15 protein-coding genes and 1 riboswitch are annotated in these 15,693 nt (G+C 70.1%); of the genes, 9 read left to right on the forward strand and 6 right to left on the reverse strand.

Translation table 11 applies throughout. The annotated features are described in order from the left end of the window. Window positions 1-21: 21 nt before the first annotated feature. From cobG to JUB11_RS12660, 5 genes are all read right to left on the reverse strand, one after another. Window positions 22-1,272 carry a precorrin-3B synthase gene (cobG, locus tag JUB11_RS12640; protein ID WP_207458901.1) on the reverse strand — a complete coding sequence of 417 codons (1,251 nt, stop codon included), beginning with the start codon at window positions 1,270-1,272 and terminating at the stop codon, window positions 22-24. Continuing rightward, window positions 1,269-4,883 carry a cobaltochelatase subunit CobN gene (cobN, locus tag JUB11_RS12645; RefSeq protein WP_207458902.1) on the reverse strand — a complete coding sequence of 1,205 codons (3,615 nt, stop codon included), beginning with the start codon at window positions 4,881-4,883 and terminating at the stop codon, window positions 1,269-1,271. The genes cobG and cobN overlap by 4 nt, the downstream gene beginning before the upstream one ends. Before the next feature lie 222 nt (window positions 4,884-5,105). Beyond that, complete coding sequence (gene cobW, locus JUB11_RS12650; RefSeq protein WP_207458903.1) at window positions 5,106-6,155, reverse strand: cobalamin biosynthesis protein CobW; 1,050 nt, start codon at window positions 6,153-6,155, stop codon at window positions 5,106-5,108. 10 nt (window positions 6,156-6,165) lie between these two features. After that, on the reverse strand, window positions 6,166-6,909 hold the full coding sequence (locus JUB11_RS12655) for a CbtA family protein (RefSeq protein ID WP_207458904.1): 744 nt from the start codon (window positions 6,907-6,909) through the stop codon (window positions 6,166-6,168). A gap of 9 nt (window positions 6,910-6,918) precedes the next feature. After that, complete coding sequence (locus JUB11_RS12660) at window positions 6,919-7,095, reverse strand: CbtB domain-containing protein (RefSeq protein WP_207458905.1); 177 nt, start codon at window positions 7,093-7,095, stop codon at window positions 6,919-6,921. Between the two features lie 35 nt (window positions 7,096-7,130). After that, a riboswitch (cobalamin riboswitch) is annotated at window positions 7,131-7,348 on the reverse strand. Window positions 7,349-7,588: 240 nt separating this feature from the next. On the opposite strand from JUB11_RS12660, the gene JUB11_RS12665 reads away from it, so the two are divergent. Then, window positions 7,589-8,128 (forward strand): DUF882 domain-containing protein, encoded by a 540-nt coding sequence (locus JUB11_RS12665; protein ID WP_207458906.1) that lies wholly within the window; start codon window positions 7,589-7,591, stop codon window positions 8,126-8,128. Between the two features lie 38 nt (window positions 8,129-8,166). Here JUB11_RS12665 and JUB11_RS12670 read toward each other — a convergent pair whose 3' ends face one another. Then, a complete protein-coding gene (locus tag JUB11_RS12670) occupies window positions 8,167-8,376 on the reverse strand; it encodes a hypothetical protein (RefSeq protein WP_207458907.1) in 210 nt (69 codons plus the stop codon). A gap of 304 nt (window positions 8,377-8,680) precedes the next feature. Here JUB11_RS12670 and JUB11_RS12675 point away from each other — a divergent pair, with 304 nt between their 5' ends. The 8 genes from JUB11_RS12675 (at window position 8,681) to JUB11_RS12710 (ending at window position 15,416) form a co-directional block, all read left to right on the forward strand. After that, complete coding sequence (locus JUB11_RS12675; RefSeq protein WP_207458908.1) at window positions 8,681-9,739, forward strand: LacI family DNA-binding transcriptional regulator; 1,059 nt, start codon at window positions 8,681-8,683, stop codon at window positions 9,737-9,739. A gap of 44 nt (window positions 9,740-9,783) precedes the next feature. Then, window positions 9,784-10,551 carry a fumarylacetoacetate hydrolase family protein gene (locus JUB11_RS12680; RefSeq protein ID WP_207458909.1) on the forward strand — a complete coding sequence of 256 codons (768 nt, stop codon included), beginning with the start codon at window positions 9,784-9,786 and terminating at the stop codon, window positions 10,549-10,551. Window positions 10,552-10,719: 168 nt separating this feature from the next. Next, the gene (locus JUB11_RS12685; protein WP_207458910.1) at window positions 10,720-11,391 is read left to right on the forward strand and encodes an amino acid ABC transporter permease; all 672 of its coding nucleotides are present in this window, start codon (window positions 10,720-10,722) and stop codon (window positions 11,389-11,391) included. 23 nt (window positions 11,392-11,414) lie between these two features. After that, entirely contained in the window at window positions 11,415-12,068 is a 654-nt protein-coding gene (locus JUB11_RS12690) for an amino acid ABC transporter permease (RefSeq protein ID WP_207458911.1), read from the forward strand. A 59-nt stretch (window positions 12,069-12,127) separates the two neighbouring features. Then, entirely contained in the window at window positions 12,128-12,928 is an 801-nt protein-coding gene (locus JUB11_RS12695) for a transporter substrate-binding domain-containing protein (RefSeq protein WP_207458912.1), read from the forward strand. Window positions 12,929-12,976: 48 nt separating this feature from the next. Then, entirely contained in the window at window positions 12,977-13,765 is a 789-nt protein-coding gene (locus tag JUB11_RS12700) for an amino acid ABC transporter ATP-binding protein (protein WP_207458913.1), read from the forward strand. A 51-nt stretch (window positions 13,766-13,816) separates the two neighbouring features. Beyond that, a complete protein-coding gene (locus JUB11_RS12705; protein ID WP_207458914.1) occupies window positions 13,817-14,755 on the forward strand; it encodes a 2-hydroxyacid dehydrogenase in 939 nt (312 codons plus the stop codon). Between the two features lie 4 nt (window positions 14,756-14,759). After that, a complete protein-coding gene (locus JUB11_RS12710) occupies window positions 14,760-15,416 on the forward strand; it encodes an HAD family hydrolase (RefSeq protein ID WP_207458915.1) in 657 nt (218 codons plus the stop codon). The last annotated feature ends 277 nt before the right edge of the window (window positions 15,417-15,693 follow it).

The raw sequence follows: 15,693 nt of genomic DNA on the forward strand, positions 1-15,693 counted from the left end.
ACACGCGACACTCCTCGATCCTCAAAACTCTGAACTCAGGGCGGCGACCGTGCGCACGGCCTCTTCCGGCGATAGCCCGGCATACGTGGGCGGCGCGCCGGGAAGGGCGTTTAGCGCGATATCGTACCCGCCGTCACGTCCCGTCAGCGTGACATCGGCGCGGGCCGGGTGCGCGCAGCCCTTCGCACAGCCGGAAACATGCACCGTCCGGCCCGCCGCGAGCAACGCGCGGGCGGCGTCGGCGATGGCGCGGGCGTCGGCGTGGGTGTCCGTCGTGCCCGCCTCGCAGCCCGGCGCGCCGCTGCAGGCGGCCACGGCAAGGCGCGGATCATTCTCGTCCAGGATGCCGCCGAGTCCTTCGACGGCGGCCGTGGCGGCGGCCCCGGCACCCGGCAGCAGCAGGGCGCGCCAGGGCGTCAGGCGCAGTTCGCCGGCGAGGGCCGCCATCCCCTCCAGCGCGTCGCAGTCCAGCCGCCCGAAGGCGAAGGCCACGCCGAGCCAGCCGGGCTTGCGCCCCAGCACGGCGCGGGCGGGCCGCTCGGGCGCCGGGCTTTCCAGCGGCCCGGTGAGGGCGGACGCACGCTCCCGGACCGGCTCGGCGCCGGTCGCCCTCAGAAGGGCCGCCATGCGGCGCGGCGGGTCCGGCAGCGTGGCGCGCAGCTCCAGGAAGGCGGCGGCGATGGAGGCCGCCGCATCTGGAAGGTCGTTCGGGGCGCAGAAGCCGAGGCCCTTGGCCGAGGCCAAGTCTCCGCCAAGCGCCACGCGGTACAGGGACCCCCTCGGCAGGGCGACGGCGTCGAAGCGGATGTCGGCGGCGCTGTCCGCGAGATGACCGCCGCCCCCGCCGTCCACGATCATGGCGAATTTCGCCGGCAGGGCGTGCAGGGCCTTGTCCGAGGCGAGACGCGCGTCCAGCGCCAGCGCGTGGGGCAGCGCCTCCAGCACCGCCCGGCGGTCCAGACCGGCCGTCGGGTTGGTCAGCACGTTGCGCACGGCCTCGCTCGCCGCGTCATCGGACACCAGCCCGAGCGCCCGCAGCTCCTCGGTCAAGGCCTCCAGCTCCTCCGGCCTGACGCCGCGAAGCTGAAGGTTGGCGCGCTGGCTGAGGTCGATCAGCCCGTTTCCGTGGCGGCGGCCAAGTTCGGCGATTCGGCGCGCGGAGGCCGACGGCAGCCGCCCGCCCGGCACGCGGATCCGCACCAGAAGCCCGTCGCGCGCGGCCATGGGGGCGAGCACGCCGGGGCAGTAGCCCTTGCGCATGGGGCCGGTCATGCGGCCCTCCGCAGCCGGTCGCGCAGCTCATCAGGGGTGGAGTTGCGGCGCGGATGCCAGAGGCCGCGTTCCAGCGCCTCGGCCAGCCGGTCCAGTATGTGGCGCGCCGCCGCCGGGTTCGCGCGGGACAGGAAGTCCCAGACCTCCGCCTCCTCGACATAGGCGTCGAAGAGGAGGTCGAAGTGATGGGGCCGCACGGCGTCCGTGGTGGCGGCGAAGGCGAAGAGGTTGTCCACCGTCGCCGCCATCTCCGCCGCCCCGCGGTAGCCGTGCCGCATCATGCCGGCGATCCAGCGCGGGTTGACCGCCCGGCCGCGCAGGGTGCGGGCGATCTCCTCCGGCAGGGTGCGCACGGTGATGCGGTCGGGCTCGGCGCTGTCCAGATGGTAGAGGGTAGGCGAGGAGTCCTCCAGCGCGGCGGCGGCGGCGAAGCCGCCCTCGAACTGCATGAAGCCGTCCTGCGACAGCACGTCCGTTTCCCGCTGGTCCTGGTGGTGGACCAGCGCATCGGCCCCGCCGACCCGGCGGCGGAACAGACCGGGCAGGGGCACGCCGTCCAGCCCGGCGCCGTAGGCGTGGCAGCCGCCTTCCAGATAGGCAGCGCCAAAGTCGGCGCGGTCCGTCCATTGTCCGGACGCCACCATGCCGGAGAGCGCCGTGCCGTAGACTCCCGGCGCCGCGCCGAAGACGCGGGCGGTCGCCCAGCGTTCGGCGTCGGGGATGCCGGCGCCCAGCGCCGCGCGGTCGGCGCGGACGGTGGCGATCAGCGGGTTCGTCTCATCCGGCTCGTCCAGGCCGGCGACGGTCCGCACCGCCTGGTCGAACAGGGCGATCTGCTGCGGGAAGACGTCGCGGAACAGGCCGGAGACGCGCAGGGTCACGTCCACGCGCGGCCGGTCGAGCAGGCCGGGGGGCAGGATCTCAATCCCGGTGACGCGGCCCGACCCGCCTTCCCACACTGGCCGCACGCCGAGCAGCGCCAGCGCCTGGGCCAGCTCGTCGCCGCCCGTGCGCATGGCGGGCGTGCCCCAGCAATCCACGACAAGCCGCCTGGGCCAGTCGCCATGGTCCTGGAGATAGCGGGTGAGCAGCGCGTCGGCGGCCTTCCAGCCGAGCGTCCAAGCGGTCGGCGTCGGCACGGCGCGCGGGTCCAGCGCGTAGAGGTTTCGCCCCGTGGGCAGCGTGTCGGCGCGCCCGCGCGCGGGCGACCCGCCGGGGCCGGGCCGGACGAAGCGCCCGTCCAGCCCGTCCAGCAGCGCGGCGGTCTCGGCGGCGCCGCAGCCGTCGAGCCTCGGGGACAGTTCCTCCCGGATGGCATCCAGCACGGATCGGGCGTTGGCCCAGCCGGGCTCCGCCGTGCGGGTGCCGGACAGCAGTTCGGCGGCCAAGGCGTCGAGCGCCGAACGGGCGTCGCCGGCGGTGCGCCAGCGGGCGTCCTCGCAGGGCGTTTCCGGCGCTGCGGTGAAAAGGGTTTCGGTGGGCAAGTCCAGGTCGAGCGCCAGCGCGCGGGGCAGGGCCATGTCCCGCCCCTCACCGCGCCCGCGCGGGAAACGCGCCACGGCGGCGAGCAGGCGTGCGCGGGCCTCCTCGGCGGGCGGGCTGCCGAAGACGTGCAGCCCGTCGCGGATCTGCATCTCCTTCACGTCGCAGAGATGCGCGTCCAGCCGGGTCAGGATCGCGTCGGGATCGTCGTCGGGGCGCAGGTTGCAGTCGGCGGCGACGCCGGACTTCCAGGCCAGGTCGAGGATCGTTTCCCGCAACAGGCCCAGCCGGCGCGGGTCCATGCCGGTGGCGAGGCTGTATTCGTCGATGGCCTGTTCCAGCGCCGCGAGGTCGCCGTGCAGACCGGCCTGGACGGGCGGGGGCGTCAGGTGCCCGATCAGCACGGCCCCGATCCGCCGGCGCGCCTGCACCCCCTCGCCGGGGTTGTTGACGATGAAGGGATACAGGCAGGGCAGGGGACCGCCGACGATCTCCGGCCAGCAGTCGGCGGACAGCGCCACCGCCTTGCCCGGCAACCATTCCAGAGTGCCGTGCGCGCCGACCTGCACCAGCGCATGGATTCCCACCGCATGGCGGAGCCACAGGTGGAAGGCGAGGTAGCCGTGGCTCGGCGGGGTGTCCGGGTCATGGTGCTGGGCGGTGTCGAGCGGGCCATGCCCACGGCTCGGCTGCACCGCGACCAGCGTGTTTCCACAGCGGAGCAGCCGGAAGCGGAAGGCGCCGTCCGCCACCGCCGGGTCGGCCTCCTCCGCACCCCATTCGGCGGCGATGCGGTCCCGCGCCCCGCCAGGGGCCAGCGCGCGGTAGTCGGACAGGCTCAGTGTGGCGGTGGCATCGCCCGTGAGGGAGGCCATCAATGCCGCCGAGTCCGGCGGAATGCCGTCCACGGTGTAGCCCGAGGCTTTCAGCGTTTTCAGCATCCCGACGACGCTGGCCGGCGTATCGAGCCCGACGGCGTGGCCGATGCCGCCACCCGGACCGGGATAGTCGGACAGCACCAGCGCCACTCGGCGCTCCGCGCGCGGGGTGCTGCCCAGCCGCACCCAGGCGGCGGCGAGGTCGGCGGTGAAGGCAATGCGGTCGGGGACGGGACGCAAGGCGGTGCCCGCGAACTCCAGGTCTGGGTCGAGGTCGCGTTCGGCCTTGAAGGCGATGGCGCGTGTCACGGTGCGCCCGTCCATCTCCGGCAGCACGACGTTCATGGCGAGGTCGGCGGGGCCGAGCCCGCGCGGCCCGTTGCGCCAGCCGGCCTCCGGCGTGGTGGACAGGATGGCCTGGAGAACCGGCGATCCGGCGGCCTCCAGCGGCGACGCCCCGTCCTTGGAGGCCGAGAAGGCGGTGAGGTTCACGACCACGGCGGCTTGCCGCGCGACCAGCGTCGCCCGCATCCAGGCGGAGGCGTCCGGCTCCTTCAGGCTCGCCACGAAGAGCGGCAGCGGGGCGAGGCCCCGCTCGGCCAGCGCGTCGGCGAGCGCGTGGACCGGCTCCAAGTCGCCGGACAGCAGGTGCGAGCGGTAGAAGACGACGGGTGCCACCGGCGCGCCGTCCGCGACCGGACCCTGCCAGCCCTCGTAGAGGCCGAAGCGCGGCACCGGCGCCGGCTCCCGCCAGGGCAGGTCCCGGCCGGCGAGCGTCGCGGCGCAGGCCAAGCACTGGGCCATGTTGTCCGGCCCGCCCTCCGTGAAGTAGCGCCACAGCCGCCGGGCGGCCTCCGGATCGATGGTGCCGTAGCCGTCGAGGCCGGGGTCCGGCTGCGCCTCTCCGGGCAGGACGGCGAGCGCCACGCCCGCCTCGCGGCAGGCCTGCGCCACATGGTCCAGCCCATAGCGCCAATAACCGGCCCCGCCGAGCAGCCGCAGCACGACCAGCCGGGCCTTGCGGATGACGGCGTCCGTGTAGAGATCGACCGACAGCGGGTGGCCGAGCCGTGCGAGGTTCGCCAGCCGCAGCGTGGGCAGCCGGTCGCGGTCCCGCCGCCAGGCGGCGGCGAGCGCGGTCAGGTCGCTGTCGGAAAAGGACAAGACCACCACGTCCGCCGGGCTCTGCCCCAGATCCTCGGCCTGGGGCCCGGCGTCCAGCTCATCCTGGCGGGCGGCGATCAGATGCATGATGGGTCAATCGGTACGGTGTGCTGGAACCACGCTGGAGGCAGTTTACACATGTGCCCAGGCCCCGCGCGGCATCAACCTTCCAAATGAAAACAACCGCCTCTCCGTCATCCCCGCGAAAGCGGGGATCCAGAAGTGCGCAGAATGAATGCTTTGGGCGAGTCCTGGACCCCCGCTTTCGCGGGGGTGACGGCTAAGTGGTTGGATCAGACGCCTTGGCGGTCACCCCGCCAGCGCCGCCCTCACACCGGCCTCGTCCAGCCCCGTCTCGCCAATGACCACGAGCCGGCTGGCGCGGGTCTCGTCGGCTTTCCAGAAGCGGTCGAAGTGGGATTGGATGCGGGTGCCGACGCCCTGGACCAGCAGGCGCATGGGCTTGCCGGGCACGTCGATGAAGCCCTTCATGCGCAGCACGCCATGAGTGCCGGCGACCTCTTCCAGCCGCTTCACGAGCGCGGCCGGATCGAGCTGGGCCGGGAGTTCGACCACGAAGCTGGTGAAGTCGTCGTGGTCGTGCTCCTCCTCCAGGTCGTGGTGGCTCGGGCGGGCGGCGAGGTCGTCCTCGGCGGCGGCCTCCAGACCCAGCAGCACGCGCGGATCGACCTTGCCCTGCGCGGCCCGCAGGATCTTGGCGTCGCGCGGCAAAGCCTCGCGGATCAGCGCCTCGACCTTGGCGAGGCCGGCGGCGTCCACGAGGTCGGTCTTGTTCACGACGATCAGGTCGGCGCAGAGGAGCTGGTCCTCGAACACCTCCTCCACCGGCGTCTCGTGATCGACCTGTCCGGCTTCCTCCCGCTGGGCGGCGAGCGTGGCGGGATCGGGGGCGAAGCGGCCCTCGGCGGCGGCGGCCGCGTCCACCACGGCGACGACACCGTCCACCGTGACGCGCGACTTGATGGCCGGCCAGTTGAAGGCCTTCACCAGCGGCTTCGGCAGGGCGAGGCCGCTGGTCTCGATGATGATGTGCTCGGGCGGGTTCGGCCGGGCCAGCAGCTTCTCGATGGCCGGCACGAAGTCGTCGGCCACGGTGCAGCACAGGCAGCCGTTCGCAAGCTCGATCACGTCGTCGTCGGTGCAGGTCGGGCTGCCGCAGGCGCGCAGGATCTCGCCATCCACGCCGACGTCGCCGAATTCGTTGATGATCAGCGCCAGCCGCCGGCTCTGCGCCTGTTCCAGCAGGCCGCGGATCAGCGTGGTCTTGCCGGCGCCGAGGAAGCCGGTGATGACGGTCGCGGGCGTCTTGCCCGCACCGGTCTTGTTCGGGTGCGACATGAAGAACTCCTCAGCTTTGCGCGGGCAGGAGGCGCCGCAGCATGGCGCCGCTGGCAGCACCCAGCACCAGCCAGAACAGGGCGGCCACGCCGATCGACAGGGCGGCGAAGCGCGCCGCCAGCTCGGGCGGCGGGGCGCCGCCGAAGGCGTCGGCGTGCGGCGCGCCCACCAGATGGGGCAGGGCGGCGATGGCGAGGCCAGCCGCCACAACGAGGCGGTTGCGGCCGAAGGCGAGCGCCAGCAGTCCGGCGGCGGCACTCACCGCGGCGGACATCCACCAGAGCTGGCGCGCGGCCAGTTCGCCGCCAGCCATGCCCGGCAGTTCGGGCGGCAGCCCGACCGCCGGAGCCAGGGTGAAGGCGACGAAACCGCCAGCCCCCCATAGCAGTCCGCGCCGCGCGTCCATCGGCGCACCGGTCAGCAGCCAAGCCGCGCCGAGCAGCAACGCGTAGGCGACCCCGACCATCAGGTTGGCGAGGACGGTGAAGCCCAGCCTCTCCGCGTCGGCGAAGATGGCGTGGCCATGCGCGTCCCCGGTCCCGGCGTCGCCGTGGGTCTGGGCATCGCCGGCGGCGATGTCGTGTGAATGGGAGTGCCCGTGGGCGTGGCCGGCCGTAGCCGGGCCGTCGCCCTCGTAGCGTTCAGCTTCCAGAATCAGGGGAACGGTGGTCACCTGCTGGACGGCGGAAACCGTCGTGCCCGCGAGCGCGCCCGCGGCCACGGCGGCCAGGATCAGCCGCCGGAAAAGCGCCATGCCGGGCGCTCAGTGGCAGGGGAAGGCGAAGGAATGACGCCCGTCGTGCGCGGCGTCATGCAGAACCTGCGGCTGGGCGAAGCCGACGCCGAACAGCAGGAAGGTGCCGAGCAGCATGGCGCCGAGAGCGGCCAAAACGGTCTCGGTCGTCGAAACGGAGCCCTTGCGGACGGCGGTGTTCATCATGGTCCTGTTCCCTGTCTCCGCCCACCCGGCGGCTTGGAGTCGCGGTTCGCTGCGGCAGGTTTCCTGGCTTGCGGGTCGCTGCTTCCCTGCGGCCTTCCCGGCCTTCCGGCCAGTGGCGTCGATCGCAGGGACGCTCACCGCTCACAGTTGCGGGGGCAGCCGCGGCGTTGGGCCGTTTCCGGTCCGCACCGCTGTTCCCTTTTAACCGGCAGGATCCATCGACCCGTCCGGCACCGTTCAGCGACGGGCACCATGGCAAAGACGGGCGTGCGTGGCAAGGGCGATGCGCCCCGGTTCAGCCACGATCATGTCCCCGGCCTTGGCAGGCGGCATCCAATTGCAAGCAGGTTGCCGACAAAATCCGTTTTGAGCTGTTGGGGCACCGGCAACAAACAAGACTCCGGCTGTCTCAATGTCTCATTCCACGTCCCATTGCGAGCAAAACCCTGCCTTACCCCTTCCCCACGGTCAGCCATCCCCCCAGGGTCTCACGATGTCGCGCCGGCATGCCCTCGGATTCGGGACGGCCGTCGCGCTGGGATTCGGCCACCCCCTTAGCGCTTGGGCGTGGGAGCCCGCGCCGGAGCGGCGGCTGCGGCTGCATCATTGCGTGACGGGGGAAAGCTTCGACGGGGTTTATTGGGCGGAAGGGCGTCCGGTTCCGGACGCGCTGGCGCGGATCGACTGGCTGATGCGCGACCATCACATCGACGAATGCCGCCGCATCGACCTGTCGCTTCTGCACCGGCTGTCCGAGATGCAGGAGCGGCTGGAAACGGACCGCCCTTTCGAGATCCTGTCCGGCTTCCGCTCGCTTCGGACGAACCAGGGCATGATCGAGCGGGGGATCCGCGCGGCGCTCCACAGCTTTCACATCGAGGGGATGGCCGCCGACATCCGGGTGCCGGGCCGGCGCGCCAACCTTCTGTACAAGCTGGGCCTGTCGCAGGGCGGGGGAGGGACCGGCTATTACCCGCGCCAGGGCTTCGTGCATCTCGACAGCGGGCCGGCGCGCCGGTGGGTGAGCGCCTGACCCGCCGGAGAAGGCGGCTTTGCTTGGGCTTATAGGCCTCAGGCGACCGAGAGGACGTCCAGGGACAGGTTCGCCGGCTCGTTCAGGCGGATGCGGTAGAGCACGCCGGCTTGATCGACGAGGATGTTGGCGAGCGGATTCTTCGCGGCCAGATCGGTGATGGCGGCGCGCACGTTGCGCGGCAGGCTGTCGACTTCGACCTCGCGGCGCCCGACCTTGTCGGAGAGGATGACCGTCTTGTTTGCCATGTTCGGGTTCGCTGACTGACTGGATGTCTGTTGAGGGTGCGGCGAAATACGTCCGCCGTGGTGAATGAACGGTTAAGGATCGTGAATCGCAACGCGCCCCTGCCGCGCATCGTTTGCAACCCTCTCCGCGGAATAAAAACGGGTCAGGAACGATCCGGGTTTTCACTGCATTTTCCTGTCCTTTCCGTCCGCTTGACAGATGATCGCTGGCGGGAGCAGTTTTGGATCGATCCAATATTTCCAGGCCGCTGCGGCATCGCGTCCGCACGGGGCCGGACGAACAGGTCGGGCGGAACGGGTGACGATGCCGGATGGAATTGGGGGGGCGGAGCGCCGGCGTGTGACGCTCGACGAGGTCGCCAGGGACGCCGGCGTTTCGCGCTCCACCGTGTCGCTGGTGCTGCGCGACAGCCCACTGGTGGCGGAGGGCACCCGGGAACGGGTCCGGGCATCCATGGAGGCGCTGGGATACGTGTATAACCGGGGTGCCGCCAACCTGCGCGCCAGCCGGACCAACACGGTTGGCCTGCTGGTCTGCGACGTCAGCAACCCCTTCTTCGCGGAACTCACGGCGGGCATCGACGAGGTGCTGGACGGTGCTGGCGTCTCCACATTCCTGGTGAACACCAACGAATCGCCGGAAAAACAGGAACGTTCGCTCCAGCGCATGCGGGAGCAGAACGTGGACGGCGTGATCCTCTGCCCGGCATCGGGATCCAGCCCGGATCTGGTGGAGCGGCTGCGCCGCTGGGGCATGCCGCTGGTGCAGGCCTTGCGCTATGTGTCGGCGCGGGACGGCGACTACGCCGGGTCGGACTACCAGCTCGGCATGGAGATGATCACGGAGCATCTGATCCGGCTGGGGCACCGGCGGATCGCGCTGGTCGGGGGAAACCTCGTCCATTCCGCCCTGTCCGACCGCCGGACGGGCTTCACCAACGCGATGCGCCGGCACGGGCTGGCGCCAGACCTGATCGTCAGGTCGCCCCTGAACCGGCGCGCGAGCGCGGAGGCGGTCGGCGCGCTGCTCGACCGCGCCGATCCGCCGACGGCGGCCATCGGATTCAACGACATCGTGGCCTTCGGCATGATGCTGGGCTTGACCGACCGCGGGTTGGAGGCGGGGTGCGACTTCGCCGTGGCGGGATTCGACGACGTGCCGGAGGCGGCGCTCAGCCGCCCGGCGCTCACCACCGTCTCCACCCTTCCGTTCCAGATCGGACAGGAGGCGGCACAGCTGCTGCTCCGCCGCATCGTGGATCCGAACGGCTCGCCGGAGCGGGTCATCCTGCCCACGCGCCTGATCATCCGCGAATCCTGCGGCGCCGCGCCCCGGCGCGAGCGGGGCCTCACCCGCGGGTGATCCCGCTGGACGTCCATCCCTTCACACCGAACGAGGAGCCTTCCATGACCGATCTCAACGGCGCCGTCGCCGCCCTGCTGTCCGCGCGCAAGGGAGAGGGGCGTCCGGCCGCCCTGCCCGAAGGAAGCGTTCCCCAGAGCTGGGAGGAGGCCTACGCCATCCAGGACGAGGTCGCCCGGCGGCTCGGCCCGGTGAAGGGCTGGAAGGTCGGCGCCGTGACGCCGGAGGCCGAACCCTTCCGTGGCGCCATCCACGCGGAGACCATCTTCGAGGGCGAGACCACCCTGACCGCCACGACCTTCATCGGGCCGGGCTTCAACGTGATCGGGGTGGAGGCGGAGCTGTGCTACCGCTTCGCCCGGGACCTGCCGCCGCGCGAGACGCCCTACACGGAGGAGGAGGTCGCCGCCGCCATTGGTTCGGTGCACGCGGCGATCGAGGCCGTGGACACCCGCTACCGGGACTGGAATGGCACCGACCGGCTGAGCCAGGTGGCCGACCAGATGAACCATGGCGTGCTGGTGGTGGGGGAGGGGCGCCCGGACTGGGCCGCCATCGACCCGCCCAACCTTCCCGTCACGCTGCGGATCGACGGAGAGCCGGCGGCGGAGGGAATCGGCGGCAACTCCGCCGGCCATCCCATGCGGATGCTCGTCTGGATGGCGAACGTCGGCGCCCACAGCCTTGGGGGCCTGCGCGCCGGTACCCTTGTCACGACGGGATCCACGACCGGGACCATCTTCGTCGAACCGGGCTGCCGGGTTGAGGCCCACTTTCCCGACGTGGGCACGGCGGTTCTGCAACTGGTTTGATGCGCCGACGATCCCTGGAGCCGATCTTTGGGGCTTGCCAATTTAGAACGATCTAATTACCGTTCCGAACGACGTGCATAGTTCGCGCAACGAACATTTCGAGATGTTCGGGATGTGGGCCGGACCGCGCGGCCATGGGCGAGGGACCCGGAAGGGAGGAGGGGCATCTTGGACTACACCTTTCAATTCGGGCCCGTTTTCGCCTCGGCCGACATGCTGCTGGACGGGGCGCTGCTGACCATCCGCCTGTCCGCGATGGCGATGGTGATCGGCCTCGTGGTCGGCGTGCTCTGCGCGTTGGGCAAGACCTCCGGCCCGCGCCCGGTGCGCTGGCTGATCAACGCCTACATCGAGATCGTGCGCAACACGCCTTTCCTGGTGCAGATCTTCCTGATCTTCTTCGGGCTGCCGGCGGCGGGCATCCGGCTCTCGCCGGACATGGCGGCGCTGGTCGCCATGGTGTTCAACGTCGGTGCCTACGCCGCCGAGATCATCCGCGCCGGCATTGAATCGATCCAGAAGGGACAGATCGAGGCCGGCATGGCGCTGGGCATGAAGCCCTTGCAGGTGTTCCGCTACATCGTGCTGAAGCCGGCCCTGCGCACGGTCTACCCGGCGCTGACCAGCCAATTCATCCTGCTGATGCTCAGCTCCAGCGTGGTCTCCGCCATTTCGGCGGAAGAGCTGACCTCCATCGCCAACAACATCCAGTCCCAGACCTTCCGGGCCTTCGAGGTCTACATCGTGGTGACGGGGCTGTACCTGCTGCTGTCGCTGATGTTCTCGGCGGTCTTCGCGGGCATCTACCGCCTGGCCTTCGCCTACGCAACCGACCGCTGACCGCGCTGAGACGGAGCCACGCCATGATCCGCCCCTTCGGCTTCAACGAATTCCTCTTCATCCTCAGCGCCGTGCAATGGACGCTGGCCCTGTCGCTGATCGCCTTCATCGGCGGGTCCATCGGCGGGCTGATCGTCTCTCTCGGGCGCACCTCGCCGGTAAAGGGCCTGCGGATCGCCTCCACGGCCTACATCCAGGTCTTCCAGGGCACGCCGCTGCTGATGCAGCTCTTCCTCGTGTTCTTCGGCGCCACGGTGCTGGGCTTCAACGTCAACCCCTGGATCGCCGCGGCACTCGGCCTGACGCTGAACGCCAGCGCCTTCCTGGGCGAGATCTGGCGCGGCTGCATCCAGGCCGTGCCGAAGGGCCAGTCGGAGGCCGCCATGGCGCTGGGCCTGCGCTACATGGGGCGCATGCGCTACATCGTGCTGCCGCAGGCGCTGAAGATCGCCGTGCCGCCGACCGTGGGCTTCCTGGTCCAGCTCATCAAGAGCACGTCGCTGGCCGCGATCATCGGCTTCACCGAGCTGACCCGCGCCGGCCAGATCATCAACAACGCGACCTTCAAGCCTTTCCTGGTCTTCGCGATCGTCGCGGCGCTCTATTTCATCCTGTGCTGGCCGCTGTCGCTTCTCAGCGCCCGGCTCGAACGACGCTACGCCGCACCGGCACGGTGAGGCACCAACCGGCATTGCCGGCCGGAATCCCCGGCCGGCGCACCAGGAGAGGACAGATCATGAAGCGCACCTTCATCCGCACCGTCGCCGCCGGCCTGCTGGCCGCCGCCACGCTTGGCACCGCCGTCCAGACGGCCGCCGCCCAGACGGTCGACCAGATCAAGCAGAAGGGCAAGCTGACCGTCGGCATGCTGGTGGACTTCCCGCCCTTCGGCATCATGAACACCGACAACCAGCCGGACGGCTACGACGCCGATGTCGCCAAGCTGATGGGCAAGCACATGGGCGTGCCGGTGGAAATCGTGCCGGTCACCGGCCCGAACCGCATCCCCTACCTGCAGACCAACAAGGTGGACGTGCTGGTCGCCTCGCTCGGCATCACGCCGGAGCGCGCCAAGCAGGTGCAGTTCTCCGCCCCCTACGCCGCCATCGAGATCGGCCTGCTGGCCCCCGCCTCGACCGCGATCAAGGACGCGGAAGCCATGAAGGGCAAGCGCATCGGCGTGACCCGTGCCAGCACCCAGGACACGGCCGTGACCGCCGTCGCCCCGCAGGGCACGCAAATCATGCGCTTCGACGACGACGCGAGCGCCGTTCAGGCCCTGCTGTCCCAGCAGGTGGACGCCATCGGCGTCAGCAACGTCGTGGCCCAGGAGATCAAGAAGCTCGCACCCGGCGCCGGCTACGAGACCAAGATGGTCTTCCGCCGCCAGCCGAACGCCATAGCGCTGCGCCCCGGCCAGGACGAGTTGCTGGCCTGGACCAACGGCTTCGTCGAAACCGTGAAGAAGAACGGCGAGCTGGAGGCCATCCACCAGAAGTGGCTCGGCACCGGCCTGCCCGACCTGTCGGCTCCCTGATTCCGTCCCAAACCAGCCCGACCGCCTTGAAAGACCCGGAGAGACCCAATGCAGGTGCCGCCCGACATCGCGGACCATCCCGTCCCGCACCGTGTGACCGACCAGGTCATCATCCAGATGCAGGGCGTCCAGAAGTTCTACGGCGACTTCCATGTGCTGAAGAACATCAACCTGGAAGTCCGCAAGGGTGAGCGCATCGTCGTGTGCGGCCCCTCCGGGTCAGGCAAGTCCACCATGATCCGCTGCATCAATCAGCTCGAGACGCACAAGTCCGGCCGGATCGTGGTGGACGGGGTCGAGCTGGACCCCGGCATGCGCAACATCGACTTGGTGCGGCGCGAGGTCGGGATGGTGTTCCAGCAGTTCAACCTGTTTCCGCACCTGACGGTCCTGCAGAATTGCATGCTGGCGCCGATGAAGGTGCGCGGCATCGCGAAGAAGGACGCCGAGCAGACGGCCATGCGCTTCCTGGAGCGGGTGCGCATCCCCGACCAGGCCGGCAAGTATCCGGGCCAGCTCTCCGGCGGGCAGCAGCAGCGCGTCGCCATCGCGCGGGCGCTCTGCATGAGCCCGAAGATCATGCTGTTCGACGAGCCGACCTCGGCGCTCGACCCGGAGATGGTCAAGGAGGTGCTCGACACCATGATCGGGCTGGCCGAGGACGGCATGACCATGATCTGCGTGACGCACGAGATGGGCTTCGCCCGCAGCGTCGCCGACCGCGTCATCTTCATGGACCGCGGCGAGATCGTCGAGGAGGCCGCACCCGAGACCTTCTTCTCCGCCCCGAAGTCGGAGCGCACCCGCAACTTCCTGGGCCAGATCCTCTCGCACTGACCCGTTCGGCACCCTGAAAAGACAAGCCAGAGACACCGGAGGACCGCCCTCATGAAGACCGAAATCATCCTGGTCGAACCCATGATGTCCGCCATCGAGGCGGCCCTGGACGAGGCCTACACCGTGCACCGGCTGGCCCAGGCGCCCGACTGCGCCGCCCTGCTGGCCGAGGTGGGGCCGCGCGTGCGCGCCATCGTCACCGGGGGCGGCACGGGGGCGAGCCGGGAACTGGTGGAGGCGCTGCCGAATCTCGGCATCATCGGCATCAACGGCGTCGGCACCGACGCGGTTGACCTGGAGCACGCCCGCTCGCGCAACGTCCGGGTCACCAACACGCCCGACGTGCTGACGGAGGACGTGGCCGACCTCGCCATCGGTCTGATGATCGCCACCTCCCGCATGCTGGCGATGGGCGACCGCTTCGTGCGCGCCGGGCGCTGGGGCAAGGACAAGATGCCGCTCGCCCGCAAGATCTCCGGCAAGCGGCTGGGCATCTTCGGGCTTGGCCGAATCGGCCGCGCCATCGCCGAGCGCGCGCAGGGCTTCGGCATGGAAATCTCCTACCACAACCGCCGCCCGGTCGAAGGCGCCCCCTGGAGCTATGTGGGCAGCCTGGAGGAGCTGGCGCGGGGCTGCGACATCCTGATCGTCTCGACCACCGGCGGGGCCGGCACCCGCAACATGGTCGGGCGGGCCGTGCTCGACGCGCTGGGACCCGACGGCATCCTGGTCAACGTGGCGCGCGGCACCGTCGTGGACGAGCCGGAACTGGTCGCCGCCCTGACCGAGGGGCGGATCGGCGGCGCCGGGCTCGACGTCTTCGCGGACGAGCCGAAGGTGCCGGAGGCGCTGTTCGCGCTGGACAACGTCGTCCTCCAGCCGCACGTCGCCAGCGCCACGGTGGAGACGCGCATGGACATGGGCAACCTCGTGCTCGCCAACCTCAAGGCCTTCTTCGCCGGCGAGCCGCTGCCGACGGCGGTGGTGTGACGCGATGACGCTGCCCTGCGACGCGATCTTCTTCGACTTCGACGGCGTCATCGTCGATTCCGCGATCCTGAAGCTGGAAGCCTTCGTCGAGATCTACCGCCCCCACGGGGAGGCGGTGACCAAGGCGGTGCGCGACTACCAGCTCGCGCATGGCGGCGTCTCCCGCATCCCGAAGTTCCGCTACTTCGAGGAGGTGCTGCTCGGCAACCCGCCGGACGAGGCGCGCATCGCCGAACTGGCGACGCGCTACGAGGAGATGGTGGTGGAGCAGGTGGTGCGGACCCCGGCCATTGCCGGGGCCGAGGCCTTCCTTGAGCGCTTCTCCAACGAGTTGCCGATGTTCGTCGTCTCCGGCACGCCGGAGGAGGAGCTGCGGCGCATCGTGGACCGGCGCGGCCTGACCCGTCATTTCCGCGCCGTGCGCGGCGCGCCGAAGGTGAAGGAGGTCATCGTCGCCGAACTGCTGGAGGCGCACGGCCTGACCGCGTCGCGCTGCGTCTTCGTCGGCGACGCCACCACCGACTTCGACGCGGCGGCCCATCACGCCATGCCCTTCGTGGGCGTCGTGGCCGAGGGCGTGGAGAACCTGTTCCCGGAGGGGACGGTGCTGATCACCGACCTGCGGGAGCTGGAACGGGGGATCAGTGAGGCGCTGGGTTGAGTTTTTTCGTAATTCGACAGTGATGGCGCCTCTTACGGCCGCCGTTTAGGCCCGTTAACAAGTGACGTCCACCCCTCCGTCATCCCCGCGAAAGCGCATAGGCGCTAACTTTGAGGGTTGATCGACCAAATCAAGGTTCCGACCACCTTCCACCGTCATCCCCGCGGACGCGCTATAGGGTGTACATATCTCTGGATCATCTTTCTCATAGAAAACAGCCACTTAACCGTCACCCCCGCGAAAGCGGGGGTCCAGGACGTTTCCACAGCATTCGTTC

It is taken from the genome of Azospirillum sp. SYSU D00513 (assembly GCF_017356015.1).
Taxonomy (GTDB): Bacteria; Pseudomonadota; Alphaproteobacteria; order Azospirillales; family Azospirillaceae; genus Azospirillum.